The organism is Chitinophaga sp. RAB17 (assembly GCF_052114225.1).
Lineage (GTDB): Bacteria > Bacteroidota > Bacteroidia > Chitinophagales > Chitinophagaceae > Chitinophaga.
Genome location: NZ_JBFREI010000003.1, coordinates 593,679 through 619,901 on the forward strand (window position 1 = coordinate 593,679; position 26,223 = coordinate 619,901).

Genomic DNA, 26,223 nt, shown 5'->3' on the forward strand with positions numbered 1-26,223 from the left:
ATTAGCCATTTTAGCTTTTAGCCATTAGCTTTTAGCTTTTAGAAAAAATGCAGCGGAGATAAACATATACTATGTTCTCCGCTGCATTTTTTTGCTAAAAGCTAAAAGCTAACAGCTATAAAATCAGCAACGGCGTTACAATCCCTACTGAGAAACGATAGTTGTCATTGTTTACCATTCCTAATGTCGTTTGTGCGTAGTTGGTATACCGGTATACTCGTCCTATCATATTGGCGTATACTTTCAGGTTCACATGTTTAAGCGGGTATACTTCTATACCAGGTATATATCCCCAGGCAGTTCGCAGTTTTTTATCTTTGTTGGGGTCGGGGTTCCCATCCCAATAGGCAAAATCCACCATGCCGGTTAAGGCCAGGTGTACAATCCTGCTCAGTTGTATGTCAGCGCTCAGCCAGTGGCTCATATATTTCACGCCCTGCACCGCTTTTTTATCGGGGGTAAAGCTGCTCACAAGTCCCTTGCGATCCAGGTTTTCAAGACTTAATTTAAAATCATATTGCAGGCGGAAACGGTTTAAAGAAAGCTGGTTACCCAATGCAATGTAGTTCATGTACTGATGGGTAGCTTCTTTAAAGATACTGTAAGACCAGATGGTGCTGAACTTGCCTTCAAACATATTACTCCGCCAGTTGATCACTGCGGCAAAAGGAAATTTACTTTCGCTGATACCAGGAATAGAATCATACAGTTCTTTAAATGTTTTGGTTCTGCTGTTTAGTATCTGAAAAGTGAATTCATTATTCTTATCGGGCAAAAAGCCCAGTCCTGCACCCGTCAGGAAGTTATCGGAATATTCGATGATGTCGGAATATTCGTAAATATCGATCGGGTTCGCATCAAACTCGTAGCCACCCCAATCTGCGCATAATTTGCCGGCATATATTTTCCATTTTTCATTGGGATCAAAACGTATAAAAGCCAGGTCAGTAGATCTGCTGAGGTTATCAATAGACTGTGTCACCGGATCACGGGTATAACGGTCACGGAAGCGGAAGTACAGCTTATCTGCCACCTTGCCTTTGATCTCCAGTCTGAACTGTTCATTCACAAAGCGGGAACCTGTATAAGTACCGTTTTCAAAGTCATTGCGAAAGGCGAAACGCATATTGGCGATAACGTCTACATTATTCAGCAATGATTGCCTGTTTACCGGTATCAGCGGGGTATGCAGGGTATCATTTGCAGATTCCTGCTGCTGTGCAGATGTAGTAAATGCGTACAATAGCATGTACGCCATTAACCATTTGCGGATATGCATAATCGTTAGATTTCGGGAGTCATTATTTGCCTGTAAAATGCTACCACAGTATCCCTGCCAGGAGGAAACCCACTGCCACAGAAACACCCACACTCACAAAGCCAGGTAACATAAAGCTGTGGTTCACCAGGTATTTGCCTATATGTGTGCTGCCTGTACGGTCAAAATTGATGGCCGCCAGCAGTGTAGGATAGCCGGGTAAAACAAAGTCCCCATTTACTGCCGGAAACATGGCCACCAGGTGCGGAGGAATAATGCCCAGTGATAAGCCCAATGGCATGAGCGCCTTGGTAGTAGCGGCCTGGCTGAAAAGCAGGATGCTGAGCAGGAAAAGAGCAATGGCAAATGTCCACGGAGCAGCACGCACCATATCATCCAACGCATGTTCTATGATATCAGTGTTCGTTTGCATAAAAGTAGCGCTCATCCATACCACACCAAAAATAGATACTACTGCCTGCGCACCGGAATTAAATAAACTTGCTTTCGCCACGGCAGCCGTAGTGGTTCTGCAGAGCAGCATAATAGCGGCTGCAGCTGCCAGCATCACCAGTTCTATCACAGCAGACATTTTGATATTACCAGCAGCATCTACGGCCAGGTTACTGGTACCTTCTCCGAAAGAAGGCAACATATTTGGAAAAGCTCCTACCAGTACAATCAGTAATACCGCGAGCCCGAAAATCAGTACAGAAGTCCTGGCACCTGGTAACAGCGGCGCCCTGGCAGCTTCTGTATCTGAATTTATGCTGGATGCAAACTCAGGGTCTTTCATTTTTTCGAGGAACAGGGGATCTTTGTCGAGGTCCTTCCCCATTTTCCAGCATACCGCCACACCTGCCAATGTTCCTACAATCGTAGCAGGAATACATACTTTAAGGATTTCCAGCAACTCCACTTTACCACTGAGGATCGTTAATATAGCAGCGGTGGCTGCGGAAATAGGACTGGCCGTAATAGCCAGGTGAGAAGAAATAACAGAAATACTCAATGCTCTTTCAGGGCGTATTCTTTTTTTGGTAGATACTTCTGCAATAATAGGCAACAGCGAATAAGTAATATGTGCGGTGCCTGCAAATAAGGTAAACAGATAAGTCACCAGTGGTCCCAACAATACAATCAGCGAAGGCTTGCTGCGCAGAATTTTCTCTGCCAGTCTTACCAGGTAGTCCATTCCCCCGGCAGCCTGCAACGTAGCCGCAGTACTCACTACCGCCAATATAATCAGCATTACATCAATAGGAGGATCTGCAGGCCGCATGCGGAAGAGGAATATATAAATGGCCAATGCCACCATCCCCATCACACCCAGCCCAATACCTTTCATTCGGGCGCCTACGAGGATAGCCCCCAGCAAAATTGCAAATTGTAACCAGATCATATAAAATGTGTATATCTGATGATAATGATCGGATGTATCTACTGCAGAAGGGCTCCGGCAAAGAGAGAACGCCGGAACATACGGGCAGCCTACCGGAAAGGCGGTGGCTGCCCGCATATTTTATTGAATAAACTGGGGTCTTATCAGGTTGTCGAAAGTGAAAATTTCATCCCACTTTTCCTGCGTTACCCACTTCTTTTCTTTCACCGCCAGATCATGAACGGACTTTCCGGTTTCCAGTGCTTCGCGCGCAATAGCGGAGCATTTTTCATATCCGATAATAGGATTCAGTTGTGTTACAATACCAATACTATGCATCACCATTTCTTTGGTGCGGTCTGCGTTGGCTGTGATCCCCACTACGCACTTATCTTTCAGGGTCTGACAGGCATTATTCATATAAGTAATGGCGGTAAACAATGCAAAAGCAATAGTAGGTTCCATTACATTGAGTTGCAGCTGTCCTGCTTCTGCAGCCATGGTCACCATCAGATCAGCGCCAATAACATAGAAAGCGGTTTGGTTCACCACCTCTGGTATTACCGGGTTTACTTTACCCGGCATAATAGAAGATCCCGGCTGCATGGGAGGCAGGTTAATTTCGTTTAACCCTGTCCGTGGGCCGGAAGATAATAACCTCAGATCATTACATATCTTGGAAATCTTTACAGCTGTGCGTTTCAGCACACCAGATAATTGCACATACGCACCGGTATCATAGGTAGCTTCTATCAGATCTCCAGCCAGTATAAGATCCAGACCGGTGATAGCCGCCAGGTGTTTGGTAACCAGTTCGGAATATCCCTTAGGTGCATTTACGCCCGTACCAATGGCGGTGGCGCCCATATTTATTTCAGAGATGAGTCGTTTGCTTTCTTCCACGCGGGACAGCTCTTCGTTGATATTGGTAGCAAAGGCTTTGAACTCATCGCCCATACTCATAGGCACCGCATCCTGTAACTGGGTGCGGCCCATTTTCAGTACGTTTTTGAACTCCACTCCTTTAGCGCCAAAAGCTTCTGCCAGCTCACTCAGGGTGAGCTTATACCCGGTGAGTTTATTCATCAGGGCTATGCGAAAAGCAGTAGGATAAGCATCGTTGGTAGACTGTGAGCAGTTTACATGGTTGTTGGGATGACAGAATTCATATTGTCCCTTTTCCTTCCCCATCATTTCCAGGGCCACGTTCGCAATAACTTCGTTAGCATTCATATTCACCGAAGTACCTGCGCCTCCCTGTATCAGGTCGCTCAGGAACTGGTTATTAAACTCACCCGCAATTACACGATCACAAGCCTTGATAATATACTCCGCGATATTTTTATCCAGTACACCCAGGTCACGGTTCGCCATAGCGGCGCCTTTTTTCACATAGCCCAACGCCTGTACGAAAACGGGTTCCACCATCAGGGGAATACCGGTAATATGAAAGTTCTCAATTGCACGCAGGGTTTGAATACCGTAATATACGTCCAGTGGTATTTCTTTTTCACCGAGGAAATCATGCTCAATTCTCTTTGCCATATTTAAAGTAATTTAGGCCTGAAAGTTAAACGCATTTAGAACAATGAAACAGTGCGAATTGTTTTATTTTATCTTAAAGTGAAGTGCTTTTATTAGTATTTCATTCGGCATTCATGATTTGTAATTCATAATTATCTATGGTCCACCGTATTTTACTGATCTGTTTTCTATTTTTATTTTTCGGGAGAAATCAAACTTTTTCCCAGCAACTGCAGCCCAACTTTAACCCATCGGAGTACGGCGAATTGTTAAAACTGGCAGAACGGATGGGAGATACGCCCTGGACCAAGGTAAAGAGTAATCCGCCACGAGATTGTGAACTGATTTATCGTGCTAAGGAATCAGGCCTGGTGAACCGTTGGGATCTGTGGAAGCGAAAAGATGGCGTAGGTATTATTGTGATCCGTGGCACCATTGGTAGTAGTACGTCCTGGCTGGAAAACTTTTATGCAGGTATGATTCCATCGCAGGGTACGGTGAAATTAAATGACAGTACTGCAGTGCCTTATAAAGTGGCAGAAGATCCAAGAGCTTACATACATGCCGGATGGATGCTGGCAGTAGCTGCTATGGGACCTGAAATTAAACGTAAAATAAACGAATACTATCAGCAAGGCATACACGAATATATCATCTTCGGACATAGCCAGGGTGGGGCCATTTCTTTTCTGCTGCGCTCTTACTTTGAATACACCGATGGACTTCCAAAGGATATTGTATTCAAAACATACGCCAGTGCTGCGCCTAAGCCTGGTAACCTGTACTATGCATACGACTATGATTTCATAACCCGGGGAGGCTGGGGATTAAGGGTAGTCAATGCACGCGACTGGGTGCCTGAAACACCGTTCTCACTGCAAACAACCAGGGATTTTAATACGGTAAGTCCTTTCGCAAATATTAAAGGTTCTCTGAAAGATCAGAAATGGGCCATACGCGCCGTACTCAATTATATGTATGGTCGCCTGGATCGTCCTACCAAACGCTCGTCCAGGCGTATGCAGCGGGTATTGGGTAAGTTCGCCTACAAGCGTGTCAGAAAGGTACTGCCGGAGTATCAGCAACCGGATTTTGTAACCAGTCACAATTATACCCCGGCAGGTATGCCCATCATCTTATACCCGTTAAAGGGCTATGATGAACTGTTTCCGTTTGATGGAAAAAACATTTTCATCCACCATATGTTCGAACCTTACCGCTGGGAACTGGAACAGATTTATAAGATAAACGCCAACTAATCATTGCTACCTTTCTCACCGGTAAACCAGTGTTCCTTATCTCTGAACAATACATTGAAAGTAGTCAGGGAGCCGTAGATGCGGGTAATATACTGCTGCATATTTACCTTCTCTTCATCGGTGAGCACTTTATGGCTGTTGATGTTTTGTTCCAGCACACGCAGCCGGTCGCGCAGCATGACTATTTTATGAAAGAAGGTATCAATAGGCAGCTCCTTTGCTTTCAGGGTGGGATCACCCGGCTGCAGCACCAGGTTGCCGCCCTTCCAGCGATCGCCCAGTGGCACCACTTCTGTAATGCCTCCCCAGAGACGCAGGATCTTCAATATAGATGTTTCCACCTCTGAAGCAGTTTCCACTTCGGAGGTGGTGTTCTCCGCCACCAGTACCTCAAAGAGTGGATCTGTTTTGTCGATCATCTTAATACCATGGTCCATGAAGGTAACGCGGTATTGGGCGTATTTCACCGCTACAATTACTCCGGGGCCAAAATGTGCGTGCTGTACCCTTGAGCCAACGCCGAGTGTGAGTTCTTCCATTATTTTTTCCTCAAACATAAAAAATTCCGGCAAAGGAATAAACTAACATTTGTTAAGGTCCATCCACTTTTAAGCATTTACTTTTACCTCGACTAAATATTTCAGCTATGACACCTTCAGCCAAACTAATGTGTGGACTCATTCTCATCACTATTCCTACTATTCAATTCGGCGGATATTTCCTGTTAAAGATCCTCAGTGGAAAAATGAATCAGTTGGCGCTTACACCATTTCAACGATCCATGTTCCGGGCCGGTCATGCACATGCCGGTGTACTGGTCATATTATCCCTGGTTTGCCAGTTGCTCACAGATGCAGTTACGTTAGATAATGCACTTACATGGGCAGTAAGAATAAGTATTCCTTTTGGTACTATACTGATTAGTGGTGGATTTTTTGCAGCGGCTGCAGGTAAGGCAAGAACACAGCCGAATCAATGGATTGGGATATTATATGCAGGCGTATTCCTGTTGGGTGCAGGTGTACTCACATTAGGGATAGGGCTGTTGTAAAAACGTGTGATGATCCTTTCACAGATCATCACACGCATCAACATATTATTCTTTTACCTTGTTCAGGAAGTAGGATAATTTAAATAACAGTTCGTCCTGTAAACCAGCGCGCAGCTTGGCTTCTTCATCTGTAATTCCTAACCGGCGCAGGCGTTGATAATATACGTAGGAGCCGCCAATCAGTTCGAGACACTCTTGTATTTTACGTTTCACTTCTGCTTCTTTGGTACGTTTTTCAAATTCCTTTTTAGTAAGAATTTTATCAACGAAGTAGAAGTTGTCTTTATCTTCTACCCACTTATTCCCTTCTCTATGCTGGGGTTTGTATACTTCCAGGTAACAGTTATCCAGTTTCAATACATCGCCGAATTCTGCGCGTATATCTATCACCGTTGGTTTCTCTGCTGCCGGATTTGCCAGGCGTTTTTTAATATGATTGCTGATTTCAACACCCAGTTCATCGCTGCTCATCAGGATCTGGTTCAGTTCTGAAAATTCCAGGCTGATGGTGATGCGGGCATATCCTCTCCCACTTTTTATTTTACCAAATAAGCTGGGGGTAGTTTGTTCATCAAAGATGATATCTTCTACCTGCACTTTGGTAATCGTTTTATAGTTGGGAGTATAACCATCTTCCAGTGGAGTAGCACGCTTATTTACCAGGCGGGAAGGCTCCTGCCGGCGGGTAAACTGTATGAACTCATCGATGAAGCGCAGCTCCTGCTTTTTCAGCTTGGCGTAGACTTCATGAGTAGTATGGTTATGTATTTTACTTAACAGCATCAGATCACTCCAGCTATCGAAATGCTGCATTTTTTTCAGTTCATCCAAAATATCTCCTGCAGCCATGTTACGGCGATAGAAGATTTCTCCTACAAGAAATAATGCGTACTCCTGGGCCGGGTATCCCAGTTCAGGCAGTACATCGTAAGGGCTGCGTTTCTGTTCGCGGCCACTTTCCAAAAGATCAATATCTGACATAACTGGCGCCAAAAGGTACTTACGTGCGGCAGCACGCAGTTTCTTGCTCACATAATCCACCAATTGGTCACTTACGTGCCCATGATGCACAAAATCATGCAGTATCTGCACAAAACGCCGGGATGTAGGCAATCCAAATTGTGAAAGAATATCATTTTCCATGTCCAGCACGTCCTCAAAACCAGGCTCCTCCTTTCCAGGCTTCACCCGTTGATCCATTTGCTGGTAACGCTGATAGTACTCCTGCAACTTCAGTTTAAGCTGATCCATAATGTATATACAATTAAATATTAAATACTTCTATAAACAAAACAATAGTGGCACAGTAATGCTAAAAAATTTTCCTGTCTGGTTAACATATCCATGCTTAACGACATCAGGAAACCCGAAAACAGGGGCTTCAACGATGCCATAAAAACAACATTCAGTTGGTTATCAACTACTTATAAAAATGGGAATGGAATGGGAAAGTGCGCAAAGATACACCTTTTCCTGAAGTGAGCAAAAGAGAGTGGAAATTATGAAAATTAAGACGAAAGGCTGTGCCTGCATTCACTTTAGACCGGAATCTATCATACAGATATTGTTCAGTTTTGTAGATACTTTTTTATCTCTTCACAAGCGATTTCAGGTACCTGAAAAATGATTGCGCAATACATCAATTCATTCACCTAAAAATGTAAATGCTGATTTGTCAAGGGCATTTTCATCTGCCCTGCCTCCTATTGCAGGCCCCTTTTATTTCTCCTGTTTTCAGCTTCACTCATTTATAAATTTCTCTTCATGTGTAATTCCTTGAAAATTTTTTATTCAAAGTATTTGGAATTTAAAAATAGTTTCGCTTATCTTTGCACTCCCAACAACGAAATACGGTGGTTGTAGCTCAGTTGGTTAGAGCATCAGATTGTGGTTCTGAGGGTCGAGGGTTCGAAACCCTTCAATCACCCAACCGTTAAAAAGGCTTCTGTAAAAAGAAGCCTTTTTTGTTTTTATACCTCTCCTAAATCAATGCTCATAATAACGGGGATCAGGTTGAAAATTTGAGTATCGTGTAAATTTTAAGCATAAAACACCCATTATTATAGTCAACATTACCTATTCATTACATTGACACCGTTGAGCACATGCTTCACACCCGCTATGTATATACAGAAGCAGTGCAGCAGAGGTGGACTTGAGGTGGACTTGATGCGGGGGTGAGGTGGACTTGATGCGGGGATGTATAGCCAGGATGAAATGGCGAACGGAGGCCCAAAATAGCCACAGTGGCTCCAATAAAGATAATCCAGGGGCAATTTGGGAATGGCAGACGCGGGTCGAACGACTTTTTGGGAATATTGAAGAAAGATATTCCCAAATTTTTCAATTTGATCCATAACCTCCCCATGTTTGCCACAACATGCAAACAAAAAATTATACTTCTTCCGTAGGAAAAATATTCTCTGAAAAAATATAGAGAAAAATTTCTTTAGTAGAAAAAGATTCTCTTATATTTGCACTCCGAAAAACGGGGTAACCGTTAGGAAACGGTGGTTGTAGCTCAGTTGGTTAGAGCATCAGATTGTGGTTCTGAGGGTCGAGGGTTCGAAACCCTTCAATCACCCAAAAAAATGAAAAGGCTTCTGTAAAAGGAAGCCTTTTTTATTTTAAACATGTGATATCCTAATGAAACTTTACCAGATTTTTTTATCAATCCCCCCTGATAAAATCCTCTTCCAATAATTCGCCAATGAAATAAAAGCTGGCAAACAATACCATCTTATTATCACTGCTTACTTCAATCGTTCCTTCAAAAGGTCTGTCCAGGGTAGTGGCCCCTAACTCCCAAAAGAAACCCAGTTTAAAATAATAGATCATTTCATCTATCCCATTAGTGACCCGATATCTGTATTGCCCCCAGGTATGCTTCTTAAACATGGAGTATTTCAACTCTGGTTTAATTTTTCGGAAAGTATACTCCATGCCATTTAGCCATATCGATTCCCTATGTCCTATTGCTATCCATTGGTTAATTTCATAATTCCCGGCAATCTTACCCGTATAGTCATCTATAATAGACATATCCTTGAAAAGTCGCTTCCCCACTGGCGCAATTTTCATCCGTGTATCTCCAAAGTAGAAAAAGCTCATCTTTGCATTATAGTAAAACTCCCCCATCATCGTTTCGCCATCATACACACTAAAAAGCTGATGCTTGCCGGTATTTACAAATCCATTATTATAACTATCAACAATTACTCTTTTCGTGAAGCGGTATAGCATAAGTTTACAGGTATAGATAATAATTACATTAAAAATAATTAATTTATCAGCGCCCACTTTGTTTTTTAATTATTTGTTTTGCCTATTGATTTTCTACATTTGTGCAAACCTGAAAATTAATAACGCATAATGATATTTTTTCTTCCCCTCATCGCTGCTCTCATTGGTTGGTTACTCAACAGCCTCGCTGTAACCCTCCTTTTTCGTCCATACAAACCCGTTAAACTAGGCTTCGTTACCCTGCAAGGTTTATTCCCTAAAAGACAAGCCCAGCTGGCTAATAGTCTCGGTGCACTGGTAGGTAAACAATTATTTTCCTTTGACGATATCAAAACCAAACTCACCGATCCGGAGAAGATCAGAAATATTATTCCTTTGGTAGAAGCACACCTCGATACTTTTCTGCGGGAAAAACTACCGAAAGCCATGCCAGTACTTTCCATGTTCATTGGCGACAGTATCGTGAACCAGATTAAAACCCATCTCGTAGCAGAACTCGATACCCTGTTTCCATTATTGATCAGCCAATACCTCGATAATGTACAACAGGACCTGGACCTGGAAAAAATAGTATCCCAAAAAATTGCAGGCATCTCTGCAGATAAACTGGAAGCCATCACGCATGATCTGCTGCAAAAAGAACTGCAAAGCTTCAAAATGCTGGGGGCCATCAGCGGTTTAATTACCGGATTAATTTGCCTGGGCATCTCACTGTTATAACCTTTACATACCCGGATTACAAGCGATAAAAGACAACTCTGTTAACTACTGTTAAGACCTCTTAGCGGTCATTTTTGTGATTTCCTGCGGGCAATCATTCCGCTCATCACAATCTCAAACCATTCATACCTATACCCCGATACATTTGTCCTTATCTGAGAAGAAAGTCCGGATAAAAACCGATAAGGATGAAAAAATGCTATGCAGTAATTGCTGGTATACTCTTGTGGCAGGTAAACGCCTTTGCACAGGCACCTAAAGCAACAGCCCCCCAGCAGGGACAAGGACAACAGGGAAGACCCAACATGCCGCAGATTGGCCACTTGTACGGTAAACTGGTCGATGCCAAAACCGGAAAACCAATCGAATACGGCTCCGTTACCATATTAAAGCAACGGGACTCCTCCCTTGTAACCGGTATGCTCACTAAATCAAATGGCGACTTCAGCCTGGAAAATCTCCCCTTTGGCCCAATGATCCTGCGCGTTAATTTCATGGGGTATACCAGCCTGCAGAAGAAGGTGATGATCACCGCTCAAACACTGGAACAGGACCTGGGTAACATAAAAATGGCCCAGAATGTAAAAACACTGCAAAGCGTGGAAATTACCGGGCAAAAGAGCGCTTTCGCCATGGGCATAGATAAAAAAGTATTTAATGTAGACCGCAACCTTACCAGTGTAGGAGGTACCGCACAGGATGTACTAAAAAATGTACCCTCCGTAAACGTTGACCTGGACGGTAATGTAACGGTACGTAATGCTTCTCCCAATATCTTTGTAGATGGTAAACCTTCTACCCTCACCCTGGATCAGATTCCGGCTGATGCCATCGAAAGTATTGAACTCGTTACCAATCCATCTGCCAAATATGACGCAGAAGGAATGTCAGGAATACTAAATATTGTGCTGAAGAAAAACCGCAAAGCCGGTTTCAATGGCGCAGTAAACATTGGCGCCGGTACCGGTAACAAATATAATGGCGGCGGTAATATCAATATACGCCAGGGAAAATTCAACGTATTTGCCAACTACAATATCAATTCCAACCACAACTGGGCCGATGGTACCACCAACCGCAGCAACTACCGCAGTGGTGCAGTAACGGATACCAACTACCTCTTCCAGAACAGCAACAGCACCAGTAAACCACTGTTTCAGTTCGGACGTTTTGGATTGGATTATATGCTCGATAACCGTAACACCATTTCGGTGGCACAAAATATCGTTGCAGGAGATTTCAAAAATAATGAAGACCTCTCCAGCACCTTCTCCGATAAAAATCATGTGGTTACCGGTATCAGTGATCGTTTAAACAATAACAACTTCAACTTCCGGAACTACACGACTACACTGAGTTTTAAACATACTTTTGCGCAACCAAATAAAGAATGGACTGCAGACATTAACTATAACAAGAGTTCCAACAGCCGTAGCGGCGACTATCTCACACAGGCAAAAAATGCCATGGGAGATCCACTTGGACAAGCACTGCTGCAAAACAATACCACTTCCGGCAAAACAACTTTCATGACTTTCCAAACGGATTACACCAATCCCATCGGAAAAAATGGTAAGCTGGAACTGGGAGCCAAAGCCACTTTGCGTGACTATACCAGTTTATATGATGTATTTGATAAAGACACCCTCACCGGTAAATTTATCAATAACCCACTGCTATCCAACAACTACAAATACAACGAAGAAATATATGCAGGCTACGCCAATTTTGCCAGTACCATCGGCAACTTCGGCTACCAGGCAGGGTTACGCGTAGAGCAATATGTATATGCAGGAGAAAATGAAGGCACGAAATACAAACCTACCAAAGCCGTACCCGGGTTCTATCCCAGCTTGTTCCTGTCGGAAAAATTAAAACACGATCAGGAGCTGCAGCTGAACTATTCACGCCGCGTAAACAGACCGAACTTCTTTCAGCTGATTCCTTACCGCGATTACAGCGATCCGCAAAATCAACGCGAAGGAAATCCTAACCTGAAACCGGAATATACCAACAGCTTCGAATTTTCTTACGTAAAAAACTGGGCCAACAGTAATTTCCTTGGTAGCATCTACTTCAGGAATACCAACAATATGATTTCTACCATCAGCACACCTATTGGTGCAGATACGCTGCTGACACAGTACATCAATGCCAACAGAAGTAACTCCTACGGTGCGGAACTGACCTTAAAAAATCAGATCTTAAAAGGATGGGATCTTACCAGCAACGTGAACCTGTATCAAACAGATATGAAGGTGAATGCCAACGGTCAGAATTTTGATAACAATGGATTTAGCTGGTTCGCCAAAATAAATTCAGAAACAAAGTTACCTGCTAACTTTACCGTACAGGTAAATGCCACTTACCAGGCGCCTACTATTGCACTTCCTTCTTCCGGCGGTGGTGGTGGCGGTGGCCGCGGTGGCGGAGGAGGTGGTGGTGGATTTAACCAAATTCCATCTTCCGCACAAGGTACTATCAAAGGCTTTAGTACCGTTGACGTTGCAGTGAAAAAAGACTTCCTGAAAAATAAAGCGGCCTCATTGACGCTCAGCTTATCCGACATATTCAATACCCGTCAGTATGAGCTAAACCAGGTATCTCCGGGCTTCGCACAGGATTATATCCGCAAACGCGAATCACGTGTACTCAAACTGAACTTCAGCTACCGCTTCGGTAAGTTTGATGCATCCTTATTCAAAAAGAAAAAGAAAGATCAGGGAAGTGACCAGCAGATGGGGGATCCCATGCAGAGCTTCTAAAACATATTAAAGAAGGTGAATGCAAACCACAGGCCGGTTAGTAGTGCAACTGCACTGCTGCCGGCCATGTTTTTTTAGCTACCACTCATCATATTTCGTTAACGTTTAAGCTTATGCCTATTACTTTTACGGTGTTGTTGTATCACTTATAAAGTTGCTAAATCCACGCATGCGAAATTTTCTATCACTCATGTTCGTGCTGTTTGTTATGTCATATAACGTCAACGCACAAACGACAATTCCGGCTGCATTAAAAGTTACCGGCAAAGTAGCAGATATTGTTACCGGAAAGCCCATTGAATACGCATCTGTAGTATTGCTCAAACAGGCAGACTCTACGATGGTGACCGGTGCATATACTACGCCCACCGGCAATTTCACACTCAATAATATTGTTCCTGGCATATATGTTTTACGTATCACCTTCATGGGCTACGAAAAAATGGAGAAAGCCATCCGTGTAGTGGAAGGAAAAAATACACTCGCCGGAACCCTGCGCCTGCAGTCTGCCGGCAAAGTATTGAATGYCGTGGAAATCAAAGCAGAAAAACCAGCATTCTCCATGCAGATAGACCGGCAGGTATTTGATGCCGGCAACATGATTAATGCAGAAGGAGGCACGGGAACGGATATACTAAAAAATATCCCCAGCGTAGATGTAGACATAGACGATAACATTACCCTCAGAGGTAAAAGCGTGACCATTTATGTAGATGGCAAACCCTCTCCTTTCGGAGATGCCAAAACCGCGCTGCAAATGATCCCGGCAGAAAGTATTGATCGTGTGGAAGTCATCAACAACCCTTCTGCTAAATTCGAAGCGAACGGCAGCGGCGGTATTATCAACATCGTACTAAAAAAAGACAAAGCCTTCGGATATAACGTCATGTTCAATGCAGGCGGTGCCACCCGCGGTGAAGCCAACGGAAGCGTAAATGCTAGTCTGCGCATGAGACGTTTTAATTTCTTCGGCAACTACAACGGTCGCTATGAACACGTAAACGGCAGTGGCCTCAGCTCACGCCAAAACCTGGTTGCTGACAGCAGTAATACTTCCTTCTTTTCTCAGGCTAGTAAAAACGTTAACAATAACAGCAACAATGGCGGACGCTTTGGCTTCGATTATTTTATGGACGATCATAATACCTTTACGATCTCCCAGGGATTAAATTTCAGCAAAAGCGATAATGAGGATAACATCTACCTCAATTACATGGATGAAAAAAGAGAAACATTGCATTTCGGAAACCGGGATAACAACAGTGATAATCACAACAATAACAATAACACCAATCTCAACTACAAACATACTTTTGCGAAAGAAAACCAGGAACTGACGGCTTATGTCAGCTACAGCGGTAATAAAAGCAACAATACCAGCAGCTATAACACACAATATCAGTACAAAGGAATAGATACCCTGCCCAATGCGGATAAGCAAAGCAATAAGAGCAACAATGGTAACCGTTTCTGGAATATGCAGTCGGACTACACTTCTCCCATCGGGAAAAAAGGTAAGCTGGAAACCGGCGTAAAAGCCACTATGCGGCATATCGACAATAACTATATCGCCTCCCTGTACGACTGGACGGAGAAAGATTACGTAGTAAGCCCTACTTTGTCTAATCAGTATAATTATGAAGAAGATATTTACGGCGGATACATCAACTTTGCAAACGCCATTGGCAACCTCGGCTACCAGGTAGGGGTACGTGCAGAACAATCTTACCTGAAAGGCTACTCTGTAACCAGAGACACCACGGTGAATAACCGCTTCTTTAACCTGTTCCCCAGCGTATTCCTCAAGTACAATTTACCAAAGAATCAAAACCAAAGCCTGGTATTCAACTACTCTACCCGTATAGACCGCCCCAATTTTGATCAGCTGCTGCCATATATCAATAACTCCGATCCGCAAAACATCCGGACGGGAAACCCGGAACTACAGCCCGCGCTGTCCCATAAATTTGAAGTCAGCTACTCGGTGTATTATCCTAAATCAAATAATTACCTGAGTACAAGTACCTACTATGCGCAAACCAATGACAACATTGATCGTATCAGTACACTGGACACCATTTCAGGTGTAACCACTACCAAACCAATGAACCTGGCCACCCAGCAGAATATAGGAGGTAATGTATCCTACAGCTTAAACCTGACCAAATGGTGGAAAGTATGGGCCAATCTGAACCTGGAATATAATAAGCTCACCAGCATTACTGTCAATAACGAAAACTTCAGCTATGGATTAAACGGCAATACCCAGTTTCGTATACCTGGCAGGTTTAGTATTGAGTTAGGCGGCCATTTCCGTTCTCCCAGGATACAGCCGCAAGGAACCTTCAAGGCCATGAATGGTATGGATCTGGGTATCCGTAAAGAGTTCATGAAAACAAAAGCGCTGGTGGTGGCACTGAATATCTCCGACATCCTGAATTCGCAACAGTTCAGCTCACATTACGAAACAGCTACTTTTATACAGGACTACGACCGCAAAAGGGCCACCCGCTTTATCCGCCTGAATGTGCGGTACCGGTTTGGCAAAATGGATCCTAACCTGTTCAAGAAAAAGAAACACACATCCGAAGAAGAAGATAAAAAGGAAGAAGATAAACCGAAGGAAGGCACAGGCAGGCTTTAATGAAAAAGGAGGCGTCTCATATTGAGGCGCTTTTTTTTTGCAGGCATATTGCTATACCTTCCTGTTTGCCCCTTACCCGGATAACTCAACCCTTTTTTGCTTTTACTAAAATATTTTAAACTATTTTGTCGGGCAATCATATATACAGGTGGATATGGCCTCCCGTGGTAATTACGATGAAAATACAATGCTGAAGCTGTTAGCACAGGGCAGTGAGTATGCTTTTACGGAGCTTTTTAGCCGCTACCGTACAAAAGTGTATTCCGTAGCATTCCGGTTTCTGCGATCGCAGGCTGCCGCCGAAGAAGTGGTACAGGATGTATTCCTCAAGTGCTGGCTGAAACGTGAAAGCCTTTCTGACGTAAAGAACCTGGATGCCTATCTCAAAGTGGTAACAAGGAACCTGGTACTTAACCGGTTTCGCAAGTTGGCCAATGAAGCCGCTGCGCACGAAGAACTGGGACGCAGGGATATAATGGTAAACGATACCGACCATCGCGTACAGGAACACCAATACCAGGAAATTGTCCGGGCCGCCCTGGAACAATTGTCGCCACAGCAACGGGAAGTATACCGGCTCGCCAAAGAAGAAGGGCTGAGTCATGAGGACATCGCCAACCGCATGCAAATCTCCGCAGTTACCGTGAAATCCCATATGGCCAGGGCGTTACAGTCTATCCGCCGCTACCTCAATGGTAGCATTAGCATCCTCCTGCTAATGTCCCTGATTAAATAACAATAAAAAATATATCCTTTCACCCTCCACCATTGGAATTTACCAGGTGTCTATTATTATGTAAGTTTTGGAAAGATACCTGTAAGTTCCTGTAAAGTTATTGTAATCGTTATGTCGAACAACCCTGGATTCAATGAATTAATGGATAAATACCTTGCCGGAAAAGCCAGCAGGGAAGAGTGGGATGAATTGAGGGGAATGATTAACAAAGGCAGCTTTGATGACGCAATAAAAAACCGGATAGATGCGGAATGGGATAGCGGTGTAATGGAACCTGATGTTTCATTTGAACGTTATCATGAAATGATCGGCAATATTATGTCTGCCGAATCACATATCGCCAGCATCATCCCACTTAAACCGAATCGCCGCCGCAGCATACGCAGGCTCGCGATAGCTGCTGTGATAACGGGTTTACTGGTACTGCCTTTCGCGGGCTGGTGGTGGCAAACCCGCGAAAAAAAGTCGCCGGTAGCTATTGCTTTGCCGGCCGCTAAAGTAGCAGCTGAAGAAGAAGTGGTAGAAGTACAATCGAAATTTGTAAGACTGCCTGATGGAAGTACAGTGTTACTGGCCGACAACAGCCGCCTGGAATATAACCGCGACTTTAAAGGCGATAAAAGAGAAGTAAGGCTATGGGGAGAAGCTTATTTTGATATTAAAGAAGTGGCAGGTAAACCCTTTATCGTGAAAACGGGCAAACTCAGTACACAGGTGTTGGGAACAGCCTTTAATGTAAAAACATCGGCTGACCAACAACGGGTAGTAGTAACAGTTACCAGGGGTAAAGTGAAAGTAGCAGATGAAAAAAACAGCTACGGCGTATTGGTGGCGGATCAACAGCTATCCGTTAATATGCTTACCAGTACTGTGACACGTGCACAGGTGAAAAGTATGGAAGTGGTGAAATGGAAAGATGAATTCCTTGTCCTGGATGACGTGAGTATGGAAGAAGCAGCTGTTATGATTGGAGATAAATATCATGTGAAAATATTATTTGCCAATGAGTCATTAAAACATTGCCGCATCGCAGGATCATTTTTTCATAATCAGCCTTTGGAGAAAGTGCTGACGATTATTTGCAGTGTGGCAAATGCCGGGTACACCATTTATCCGAACGATAAGGTAGTACTGAACGGCGAAGGATGTGCCAACCAATAAATAAACGCTTATAGACGGTCATTAGTCAACAAACGGAATATAACATCGGTGAAGATCTTCACCTGGTACGGCGCGTTGTGCACCGCGCATAGTTGCCATTTTCTTTAATAGTAATTATCTAAAATCAACCATCAGAATTATGGATCTAATCTCCGTGAGGGATCGCTATGTCCCTATGCGAATCAACCAACCATACATTAAGAAAAAGGGCAAAACAGGTTTTATTATGAAGATAATTTTCTTGTATTTTTTTCTGCTGGCATTATCCATTCAGCTCCTGCCGGCAGCACCGCTGTCAGCACAGGAACTGGGAAAGAAAACAATTACACTGGGCCTGAGAGATGAAACACTCCACAGTGCCATTAAAAAAATTGAGCAGGCCAGCGGATTTCTTTTTGCTTATCCGCCAACTGCTGTAGCAAAATACAAACATATTACACTGCCCACCGCCAGTCGCTCTGTAAGTACCACCCTGAATGCAGTACTGGAAAATACCAACCTGGCTTACCGGGAGGTAGACAGCAGCGTGGTATTGTTTGTAAAACCTGCCACCAATCCGGGTATCACCGACAACGTGGAGGGAGAGCTACAACAACAAACTATTATAACCGGCCGTATCCTCGATGAAAAAAGTGGCGACCAGATAGTGGGCGCCACTATTATTGAAAAGGGAAACAAAATACTCAATGGCACCACTTCCAACGAAGTAGGTGCCTTTAGATTACCGGTGACCCTGTCCGCTGGTAAGGCCGTACTACAGATCACCTACGTAGGTTACGAATCGAAAGAAGTGGAAGTGCGCAAATCTGCCAATCTCACCATTAAACTCAGTACCAGTTCCAAATCACTGAATGCAGTAGTAGTCACCGGTTTGTTTTCCAGGCCAGCAGAAAACTTCACGGGGGCAGCCACTTCCTATACCAAAGAAGAACTGACCAGGGTATCCGGTAATAGTGTACTGACTGCCCTCAGTGCCCTCGACCCCTCTTTCCAGATGCCTCAAAACATCAATGCCGGCTCCAATCCCAACACATTACCCAATATAGTGGTAAGAGGCGGCAACAGCCTGGGAAATCTGAATGGAACCAATCAGAGCAATGTATACGACTTCACCACCAGCCCCAATACACCATTGTTCATCATGGATGGCTTCGAGGTATCACTACAACGGGTAAACGATTTTGATATGAATCGTATCGCCAAAGTAACTATTTTAAAAGATGCCGCCGCCACTTCCATTTACGGTTCCCGTGCAGCCAACGGCGTTATTGTGATTGAAACTATCCGGCCGCGTGAAGGCCGTTTACGTGTAACCTATACCGGTAGCGTTGTAGCAGAGCTACCTGACCTGAAAGGATATGACCTGGTTAACTCAAAAGAAAAGCTGCAACTGGAAAAAGAGGCAGGATTGTATAATGGCTACCCCAACCCTGTTTGGCAGGAAAGAAAAGATTTTCTATACAACTACCGACTGGCGGAAGTGGCCAAAGGCATCAATACCGACTGGCTCAATGTTCCCCTGCGTAATGGCATTGGCAGCACCCATAACCTCTATGTGGAAGGTGGCTCCGAATCAATATTGTATGGTCTAAACGGTACCTATAATACCACAGAAGGTGTCATGAAAGGCTCCAGCCGACAGAATATTTCCGGTAACACCTATTTGTCCTATCGCTATAAAAATTTCCTATTCAGGAACGATCTCACCCTTAATTTCAACAAGTCTGTTAACTCACCCTATGGTTCATTTTATACCTATACCAAATTAAATCCTTACTGGTCGCCTTATGATGCAGACGGACGTCCAAAGTACTACCTGGAAGATATCCGGTTTTACGATGGTGCACGCCTGGCTTCAAGACTGAACCCTGTTTACAACGTATCCCTACACACTGTAGATCAGGCCACCCAGCAAAATATTACCAACAACTTTTTTGCACAATGGCAGGCGAAAGAATGGCTGCGCTTTACTGCCCGTTTTGCTTACCAGCGCACTACCACCGGCGGAGACGACTTCCTTCCGGCCCAGCATACATCATTCGATAGTATTCCCGTAGAGCGCTATTATGAAAAAGGATCCTATACCAAAGGCTATGGCCTGAGGAACACCATTGACGGGTCTTTTATGGCAGACCTGAATAAATCCTTTGGATCTCATATGTTCTTTGCTTCACTGGGTACTACCATCCGGCAGGATAAACTGACTTCAGAATCATATACCATCAACGGTTTCCCTAACGATAAACTGGACCAGGTATCACTCGGAAATGGTTATAAAACAGGTACCCGACCATTAGGCCTGGAAGGACTTACCCGCCTGTTGGGTTATTTTGCCAACTTAAGTTATGCGTACGATAACCGCTACCTGCTGGATGTATCCTACCGTTTGGATGGCTCGTCACAATTTGGCGCCAACAAGCGTTTTGCTTCCTTCTGGAGCGTAGGCGGCGGCTGGAATCTTCATAACGAAAGCTTCCTGAAAAACAGTGCTGCTATCAACCGCCTGAAATTACGCTACTCATATGGCTACACCGGCTCATCAAATTTTGCCAGCTACCTGGGACTTACTACCAGCAAGTATTACACCGACCAGGATTACTTATATCACCTCGGTACTTCCCTGCTTGGCTTTGGCAATCCCAACCTTGCCTGGCAGCAAACCGCAAAAAGTAATGTTGGTATTGATGGAACTTTCTTCAAACGACTGGATATAACAGCCAACTATTTCCAGGAGAAAACAAAAGGATCTGTAGTATCCATCACTACTGCTCCATCCACCGGCTTCTCTATGTATATGGATAATATGGGTGATGTGGTAAGTAAAGGATATGAAGTAAACCTGCGTTATACCATTTTCTCGAATCCCCGCAACCGCGACAGCTGGTCAGTGTTTGCCAACGGTTTCCATGTACAGAATAAGATTGAGAAAATTTCCAACACCCTCGAACAACTCAACAAAAAGAATACAGAATCACTCAGCACTGCGCCATTGGCCAGGTTTGCGGAAGGGCGCAGTACCACCGCTATATGGGCAGTACCCTCACTTGGCATCGATCCTTCTTCCGGAAGGGAAATTTACCGTACCCGCAACGGCACTACCACCACGGTGTACGATCCGCTGGACCAGGTAATTGTAGGCGATGCACGCGCCACCCTCGAAGGAACCTTCGGAACCAACTTTGAAAAAAGAGGCTTCGGGTTAAACCTTTACTTCCGTTACAGGTTCGGTGGCTATACTTATAACCAGACACTGGTCGACAGAGTAGAAAGCGCAGATATGAGTCTCAATGTGGATCGCCGCGTATTTGAAGAACGCTGGAAAAAGCCGGGGGATGTTACCTTTTACAAAGGCATTGTGGATAACAACGGATATACCATTACATCTACTACCTACGCCACCTCACGCTTTGTACAAAAGGATGATTGGCTGAGTCTCGAAAGTGCTTCGTTGTATTATCGTTTAAGTGACGCGCAGAATGCACGGTTACGCCTGCACGATACCAAGGTGACACTCTTTACCAATCAACTGTTCTGGTGGTCGGGTATTAAGCGGGAAAGAGGTTTGGACTATCCTTTCAGCCGCAGCTTCACTTTACAGTTACAAACTACTTTTTAATCTTAAAGGGATCTGAACATGAAACATCTACGCAATATACTTTTCCTGGTAGCTTCCTCGGCCACACTCACTTTTACTTCCTGCAAGAAATGGCTGGATGTAAGGCCCAAAACAGAGATCAAGGAATCAGAACAATTTTCTACGGAACAGGGATTTAAAGATGCATTGTATGGCAGCTATCAGAAAGCAGCCGATGGACAACTGTACGGTGCCAACCTCACCTTCAGCTTCCTGGAAGTGCTGTCGCAGGGATACGATAACACCACGAAAATAGACCACGACTTTTTTTACGCGGCTACCTATCAATATAACAATGCCGGCATAACAGCTATCATCAATAATATCTGGGGTAGTATGTATGCCACCATTGCGCAAACAAACTACATCCTGAAGAACATTGATGACAAAAAATCCATCTTTGCTGCCGATAATTATAATATCATTAAAGGGGAAGCACTGGCGTTGAGAGCATTCCTGCATTTCGACCTGCTGCGCTTATATGCGCCCTCTCCTAAGTCAGATGCCAATGCCACCGCCATTCCTTACATGACCGCCTTTACCGTAACACCACAGGCACGTTTGAAAGTAAGTGAGGTGATAGCTCTTTGTGAAAAAGACCTGAAAGAAGCAGAAGCATTATTGAAAGTATATCCGCAAATGACCAATCCAGGCGGTAACGATGACTTCCTCGCCTTTCGCAAAAACCGGATGAACTACTGGGCAGTAAAAGCATTGTTGGCAAGGCTCTATCTCTATAACAACGATAAAGTACATGCACTTCCTTACGCGAAAGAAGTCATCGCCAGCAATAACTTTCGTTTCATCACATCTGCTGAACTGACTGCCAATGCGAAAGATCTCGACAGGACCTTTACACCGGAACACATATTTGCGATTTATGTTTCCAAACTAAAGGATCCGGTAACCAGCTATTTCATGATGGCCACCGGCGACAAGATCTACAAGAAATTTACTGTTACAGAAGAACGCAGAAAAGCTGTGTTCGAAACCACATCGGGGGGAAGCACCGACATCCGCTTTGTGAGCAATAGCCTGTGGAGCGTAAGCAATGGAATTATTTTCCCTGGTAAGCTCTGGCAGATAGATGAAAACAGGGAAGAACTGAAGAAAAGGATTCCTGTAATATCGCTCTCAGAGATGTACTACATCGCAGCCGAAAGTGAACCTTCTCCTGCAGAAGGGCTCAAATGGCTGAATAAGATCAGGTCTGCCCGTAACATTGCAGAACTGCCGGCCGGCCTTGATGCAGCTACTTTGCAGAATGAAATATTTAAAGAGTATCGCAAAGATTTTATCTGCCTGGGACAACTCTTCTTCTATTACAAACGATTAAACCTGGCTAAAATTGAAGGCTCCCTGAATGGTACCATCAATAACACGCAGTATGTGCTGCCATTGCCTAACCAGGAAATAGAGTTTGGAAAATAATCATACCTGCATCTTCATAAATCATCAAACATGAAAAATATTTCCAGGCTGATAGCAACAGCCATATTATATCTACTGGCAAGTGCATGTGGTAAGGAAGAGCGGCTGATGTATAAAGAAGCCCCTGCTATCTATTTCTCAAGGGATTTTGTAATGCCCGATAGTATCAATTATACTTTCGTGGTTAAACCTGATACTGTATTGAAAGATACCGTGTACCTCAATATCCGGATCAGCGGACTGGCTGCAAATGCAGACAGAAAATTTAATCTCGTGATCGCAGACAGCTCCACTGCTGTAAAAGGAAAACATTTTGATATAGGCCCCACCGTTATAAAGGCCGGTCAATATGCTATTAAGTTTCCAGTATACCTGTTCCGCACAGCAGACATGAAAGACAAGGTGTTCTCTATTTATTTTCGTATAGCCTCCTCCGATGATTTTGCCGCGGGATTCGGCAACAGCCTGAATTACCAGGTAAGGGTAACGGATAAGCTGCTGAAGCCCGCCGACTGGAGCGACTTCTTTTACGGCGCCTATTCATTGACCAAACACCAGTTTATGGTATCAAGACTGGGCACTACTGCCATTACGATGGGCACCGGCGCACAGTTCTCTGAGATCATGTCTATCCTGCAGAAAATGCGCGTGGAACTGGTGAAGTATGAAAACGAGAATGGTCCGCTGATAGATGAAAATGGCAATCGGGTAACCTTTCCAGCCATTTAACGGGTCATCTTTTTTCTTTATCCTAAAAATTGCAATATGAAATTGTCGATATATAATTGGTCAGGTGCTTTACTGCTGCTGATGCTCACACTGTCCGGCTGCCTGAAAGACAACAGCAATAAAGACGTTAAACCCATCAATGAAATTACGATCTCCGATACTACGGCGGTAGCGGCTGTACTGCAGTTTGATACCTTAACAGTGAAACCGGACATTAAGGAATCTATTCCTGTGGGTGACAAAGGACTGGTGTATGAATGGAGTATTCACCAGAACGATTCTGAAGATGCGTACCCGGTGTACATCCTGGACAGCACCCGCTATCTGCATCAGTCGATCCGCGTAAAGCCCGGCATCTACCGGCTTATTTACAAAGTAACCGTAAAGGCTTCCGGTGTGTCTTATTTTAAATTTTTCGACCTCAAGGTCATCAACCGTTTCAGCGAAGGATGGCTGGTGATGGAAGACCTGGCTGGTAAAACGGATATGACGATTATCCTGGGAACAGATACTTCTTTCCATCATATTTTCACGGAGCTGAATAAAGACTATGTACTGAATAATCCGTTGCAGGTAGCTACCACCAACCATTACGGTGAGAAATCAGTGTGGATGTTTGGCGCTGATAACGCCATAGAACTGGAGTATACCCAAATGACAAAGCTCACGGATTATACCAGCTGGTTCTGGGAAACACCGGCTGTATTTCATCCGCAAAAGTTCAGGCAAATTAACACTGGTGTATATATCCTGATTAACAATGGTCTTTTACATGCCCGTTTTGCCGGTGGTTTTCCGGGAGATGTAAAATATCTGAATACCCTTCCATTCCCGGGCGGTAAAGGCGATGATTATTATTTTTCTTCCTATACCGGTGTAGGTCCGCAGCCTTATACGGATGAAAAAACGCCGTATACTGCTTTCTTCTATGATACAAAAAGTAAAGGCTTTGTGTATCTCTCTGGCGCTTCCCTGATCCCGTCATTGGTGGCTTTCAGCGCGCCGCAGGCAGGTGGTTATTTCGACATGCGTAATATTGGGTTGGACCTGTTGGCCATGGATCAGGGCAATGCTCCTTATCTGAATAATGCCATTTTTAAAGATAACAGCAACATCTATTTATACCAGATAGATGCCAACCGCTCAGATCCTGCTATCGCTAAGAAACTGATCACGGGTGATGCCCCTGAACTGTCAACTTTCTCCAAAATGACCAGCTCCAGGAAATTACAGCAGATCTATTTCCTGGTGAATAATAACATCCACCTGTATGATATTCCTTCCGGTAAAGCCCGTGTAATCAAAGCCATTCCGGCCGGAGAGCAGGTAACGTACCTGCAGTGTACCGGCAACGATGTAATGGTAGGCACCTGGAATGGTACGGAGGGAAAACTGTACCGCTATAAGATCAGCCCACTGGGTGATTTCCAGGACGTAAAAGTATTTACCGGATTCGGCAAAATTGTAAGCATGACCTATAAAGCTGCATAACATCAAAAACCATTATTAATATGAAGAAATCAATCGCCCTGCTGGCTGCCGTTACCGGTATGCTTTCTGTACAGGCACAAAACGGAAAGGGCTATACGATTAAAGGCGTGATCCATGGCCAGGATACCGGTAAAATATACCTTAATACGTTTATGCTCCCTGATCATAAGCCGGATTCCACCATGCTGAAAGATGGCAAGTTTACTTTTAAAGGTAAATTGAGTTCACCCCAGTTATATGCCATATGGCTGGAGCACCAGAATGGCGGCTGGTCACTGTTCCTTGAAAACAGTAACATCACGTTTGCTACTCATAAGGATTCCATCCTGGACGCAAAAGTTACCGGCTCTTCAACAGATTTGCTCTATAAAGAATGGGGAGAACAGTGGGAAGCCATCCGCCAGAAAGCCGGTAAATTATACGGCCGTGCCAGCGCTGCAGAGAAAAATAAAGACAGCGTAGAGCGGAAAGCAGTTACCACCGCATTCGCTGATCTGGATAATGAACTGGATAGCACCGTGACTGCGTTTGTAAAAAGAGTTCCCACTTCACCTGTATCCGCAGCTATCGTGCTGGAAAGGTATATTATGTACTCCTACCCTGAAAAGGCCGCAGCTGCCTGGCAGCTGCTCGCTGATCCGGCGAAAAAAACAGACTACGGGCTGGCTATTAAAGCAGCGCTCAACAAGCACGCCAAAATGAGTGTAGGCGCCCGGCCGGCTATGTCACTTCCGGACACTACCGGCAAACTCGTAAAGTTATCTGACTATAAAGGCAAAGTGGTACTCGTAGATTTCTGGGCCAGCTGGTGTGGTCCCTGCCGTGCTGAAAACCCCAATGTGGTAAAAGCTTATCAGCGCTTCCACAGCCAGGGCTTCGATATCCTGGGCGTATCGCTGGATACCGATAAAAAAGCATGGCTGAAAGCAGTAGGCAAAGATGGCCTTACCTGGACACATGTTTCTGATCTGAAAGGATGGAAAAGCAATCCGGTATTGGAGTTTGGCATTTCCGGCATCCCCACCAATTTTATCATTGATGGTACCGGGAAAATAATTGCGCAAAACCTGCGTGGAGAGGACCTGGAAAAAAAGCTGGAAGAGGTATTAAAAAAATAATGCCTTAAAAAAAGAAAGAGGCGGTATAAAAGTGATGTTACACTTTTTATGCCGCCTCTTCTATTATCGTTCTATATC

18 protein-coding genes and 2 tRNA genes are annotated in these 26,223 nt (G+C 44.3%); 14 read left to right on the forward strand and 6 right to left on the reverse strand.

Annotated features, from left to right (window positions below; translation table 11 throughout):
* Positions 1–115: 115 nt before the first annotated feature.
* The 3 genes from AB4Z08_RS14145 to aspA all read right to left on the reverse strand — a co-directional run bounded on the left by AB4Z08_RS14145 (position 116) and on the right by aspA (position 4,184).
* On the reverse strand, positions 116–1,279 hold the full coding sequence (locus tag AB4Z08_RS14145) for a porin (protein WP_441574398.1): 1,164 nt from the start codon (positions 1,277–1,279) through the stop codon (positions 116–118).
* Positions 1,280–1,319: 40 nt separating this feature from the next.
* Entirely contained in the window at positions 1,320–2,660 is a 1,341-nt protein-coding gene (locus AB4Z08_RS14150; RefSeq protein ID WP_441574399.1) for an anaerobic C4-dicarboxylate transporter family protein, read from the reverse strand.
* 120 nt (positions 2,661–2,780) lie between these two features.
* Entirely contained in the window at positions 2,781–4,184 is a 1,404-nt protein-coding gene (gene aspA / locus AB4Z08_RS14155; RefSeq protein WP_441574400.1) for an aspartate ammonia-lyase, read from the reverse strand.
* 137 nt (positions 4,185–4,321) lie between these two features.
* Between aspA and AB4Z08_RS14160 the strand changes: the two genes are divergently transcribed.
* Positions 4,322–5,422 carry a lipase family protein gene (locus AB4Z08_RS14160; RefSeq protein ID WP_441574401.1) on the forward strand — a complete coding sequence of 367 codons (1,101 nt, stop codon included), beginning with the start codon at positions 4,322–4,324 and terminating at the stop codon, positions 5,420–5,422.
* Here AB4Z08_RS14160 and AB4Z08_RS14165 read toward each other — a convergent pair.
* The gene (locus AB4Z08_RS14165; protein WP_441574402.1) at positions 5,419–5,961 is read right to left on the reverse strand and encodes a hypothetical protein; all 543 of its coding nucleotides are present in this window, start codon (positions 5,959–5,961) and stop codon (positions 5,419–5,421) included. The genes AB4Z08_RS14160 and AB4Z08_RS14165 overlap by 4 nt on opposite strands.
* A 107-nt stretch (positions 5,962–6,068) precedes the next feature.
* Between AB4Z08_RS14165 and AB4Z08_RS14170 the strand changes: the two genes are divergently transcribed.
* Positions 6,069–6,473, forward strand: coding sequence for a hypothetical protein (locus AB4Z08_RS14170; RefSeq protein WP_441574403.1), 405 nt, complete (start codon positions 6,069–6,071; stop codon positions 6,471–6,473).
* A 45-nt stretch (positions 6,474–6,518) separates the two neighbouring features.
* Here the strand turns inward: AB4Z08_RS14170 and AB4Z08_RS14175 are convergent, their stop codons facing one another.
* Positions 6,519–7,724, reverse strand: a complete 1,206-nt coding sequence (locus AB4Z08_RS14175; protein ID WP_441574404.1) for a hypothetical protein — start codon at positions 7,722–7,724, stop codon at positions 6,519–6,521.
* Positions 7,725–8,326: 602 nt separating this feature from the next.
* Between AB4Z08_RS14175 and AB4Z08_RS14180 the strand changes: the two genes are divergently transcribed.
* Positions 8,327–8,400: transfer RNA gene (locus AB4Z08_RS14180), tRNA-His, on the forward strand.
* Positions 8,401–8,983: 583 nt separating this feature from the next.
* A tRNA-His gene (locus AB4Z08_RS14185) sits at positions 8,984–9,057 on the forward strand.
* An 86-nt stretch (positions 9,058–9,143) separates the two neighbouring features.
* Here the strand turns inward: AB4Z08_RS14185 and AB4Z08_RS14190 are convergent.
* Entirely contained in the window at positions 9,144–9,716 is a 573-nt protein-coding gene (locus AB4Z08_RS14190; protein WP_441574405.1) for a hypothetical protein, read from the reverse strand.
* Between the two features lie 129 nt (positions 9,717–9,845).
* Here AB4Z08_RS14190 and AB4Z08_RS14195 point away from each other — a divergent pair, with 129 nt between their 5' ends.
* The 10 genes from AB4Z08_RS14195 (at position 9,846) to AB4Z08_RS14240 (ending at position 26,145) form a co-directional block, all read left to right on the forward strand.
* Positions 9,846–10,436: a DUF445 domain-containing protein gene (locus AB4Z08_RS14195; protein ID WP_441574406.1), complete on the forward strand. Its 591-nt coding sequence runs from the start codon at positions 9,846–9,848 to the stop codon at positions 10,434–10,436.
* A gap of 188 nt (positions 10,437–10,624) precedes the next feature.
* Positions 10,625–13,201 (forward strand): TonB-dependent receptor domain-containing protein, encoded by a 2,577-nt coding sequence (locus AB4Z08_RS14200; protein ID WP_441574407.1) that lies wholly within the window; start codon positions 10,625–10,627, stop codon positions 13,199–13,201.
* Positions 13,202–13,370: 169 nt separating this feature from the next.
* On the forward strand, positions 13,371–15,845 hold the full coding sequence (locus tag AB4Z08_RS14205; protein WP_441574408.1) for an outer membrane beta-barrel protein: 2,475 nt from the start codon (positions 13,371–13,373) through the stop codon (positions 15,843–15,845).
* Positions 15,846–16,032: 187 nt separating this feature from the next.
* The gene (locus AB4Z08_RS14210) at positions 16,033–16,581 is read left to right on the forward strand and encodes an RNA polymerase sigma factor (protein WP_441574409.1); all 549 of its coding nucleotides are present in this window, start codon (positions 16,033–16,035) and stop codon (positions 16,579–16,581) included.
* Between the two features lie 111 nt (positions 16,582–16,692).
* Complete coding sequence (locus AB4Z08_RS14215) at positions 16,693–17,742, forward strand: FecR family protein (protein WP_441574410.1); 1,050 nt, start codon at positions 16,693–16,695, stop codon at positions 17,740–17,742.
* A 226-nt stretch (positions 17,743–17,968) separates the two neighbouring features.
* The gene (locus AB4Z08_RS14220) at positions 17,969–21,358 is read left to right on the forward strand and encodes a SusC/RagA family TonB-linked outer membrane protein (RefSeq protein WP_441574411.1); all 3,390 of its coding nucleotides are present in this window, start codon (positions 17,969–17,971) and stop codon (positions 21,356–21,358) included.
* 18 nt (positions 21,359–21,376) lie between these two features.
* Entirely contained in the window at positions 21,377–22,807 is a 1,431-nt protein-coding gene (locus AB4Z08_RS14225; protein WP_441574412.1) for a RagB/SusD family nutrient uptake outer membrane protein, read from the forward strand.
* Between the two features lie 30 nt (positions 22,808–22,837).
* Positions 22,838–23,536, forward strand: coding sequence for a DUF4843 domain-containing protein (locus AB4Z08_RS14230; protein ID WP_441574413.1), 699 nt, complete (start codon positions 22,838–22,840; stop codon positions 23,534–23,536).
* A gap of 36 nt (positions 23,537–23,572) precedes the next feature.
* Entirely contained in the window at positions 23,573–25,027 is a 1,455-nt protein-coding gene (locus tag AB4Z08_RS14235) for a PKD-like family lipoprotein (protein WP_441574414.1), read from the forward strand.
* A 20-nt stretch (positions 25,028–25,047) separates the two neighbouring features.
* Entirely contained in the window at positions 25,048–26,145 is a 1,098-nt protein-coding gene (locus AB4Z08_RS14240; protein ID WP_441574415.1) for a redoxin family protein, read from the forward strand.
* Positions 26,146–26,223 lie beyond the last annotated feature (78 nt).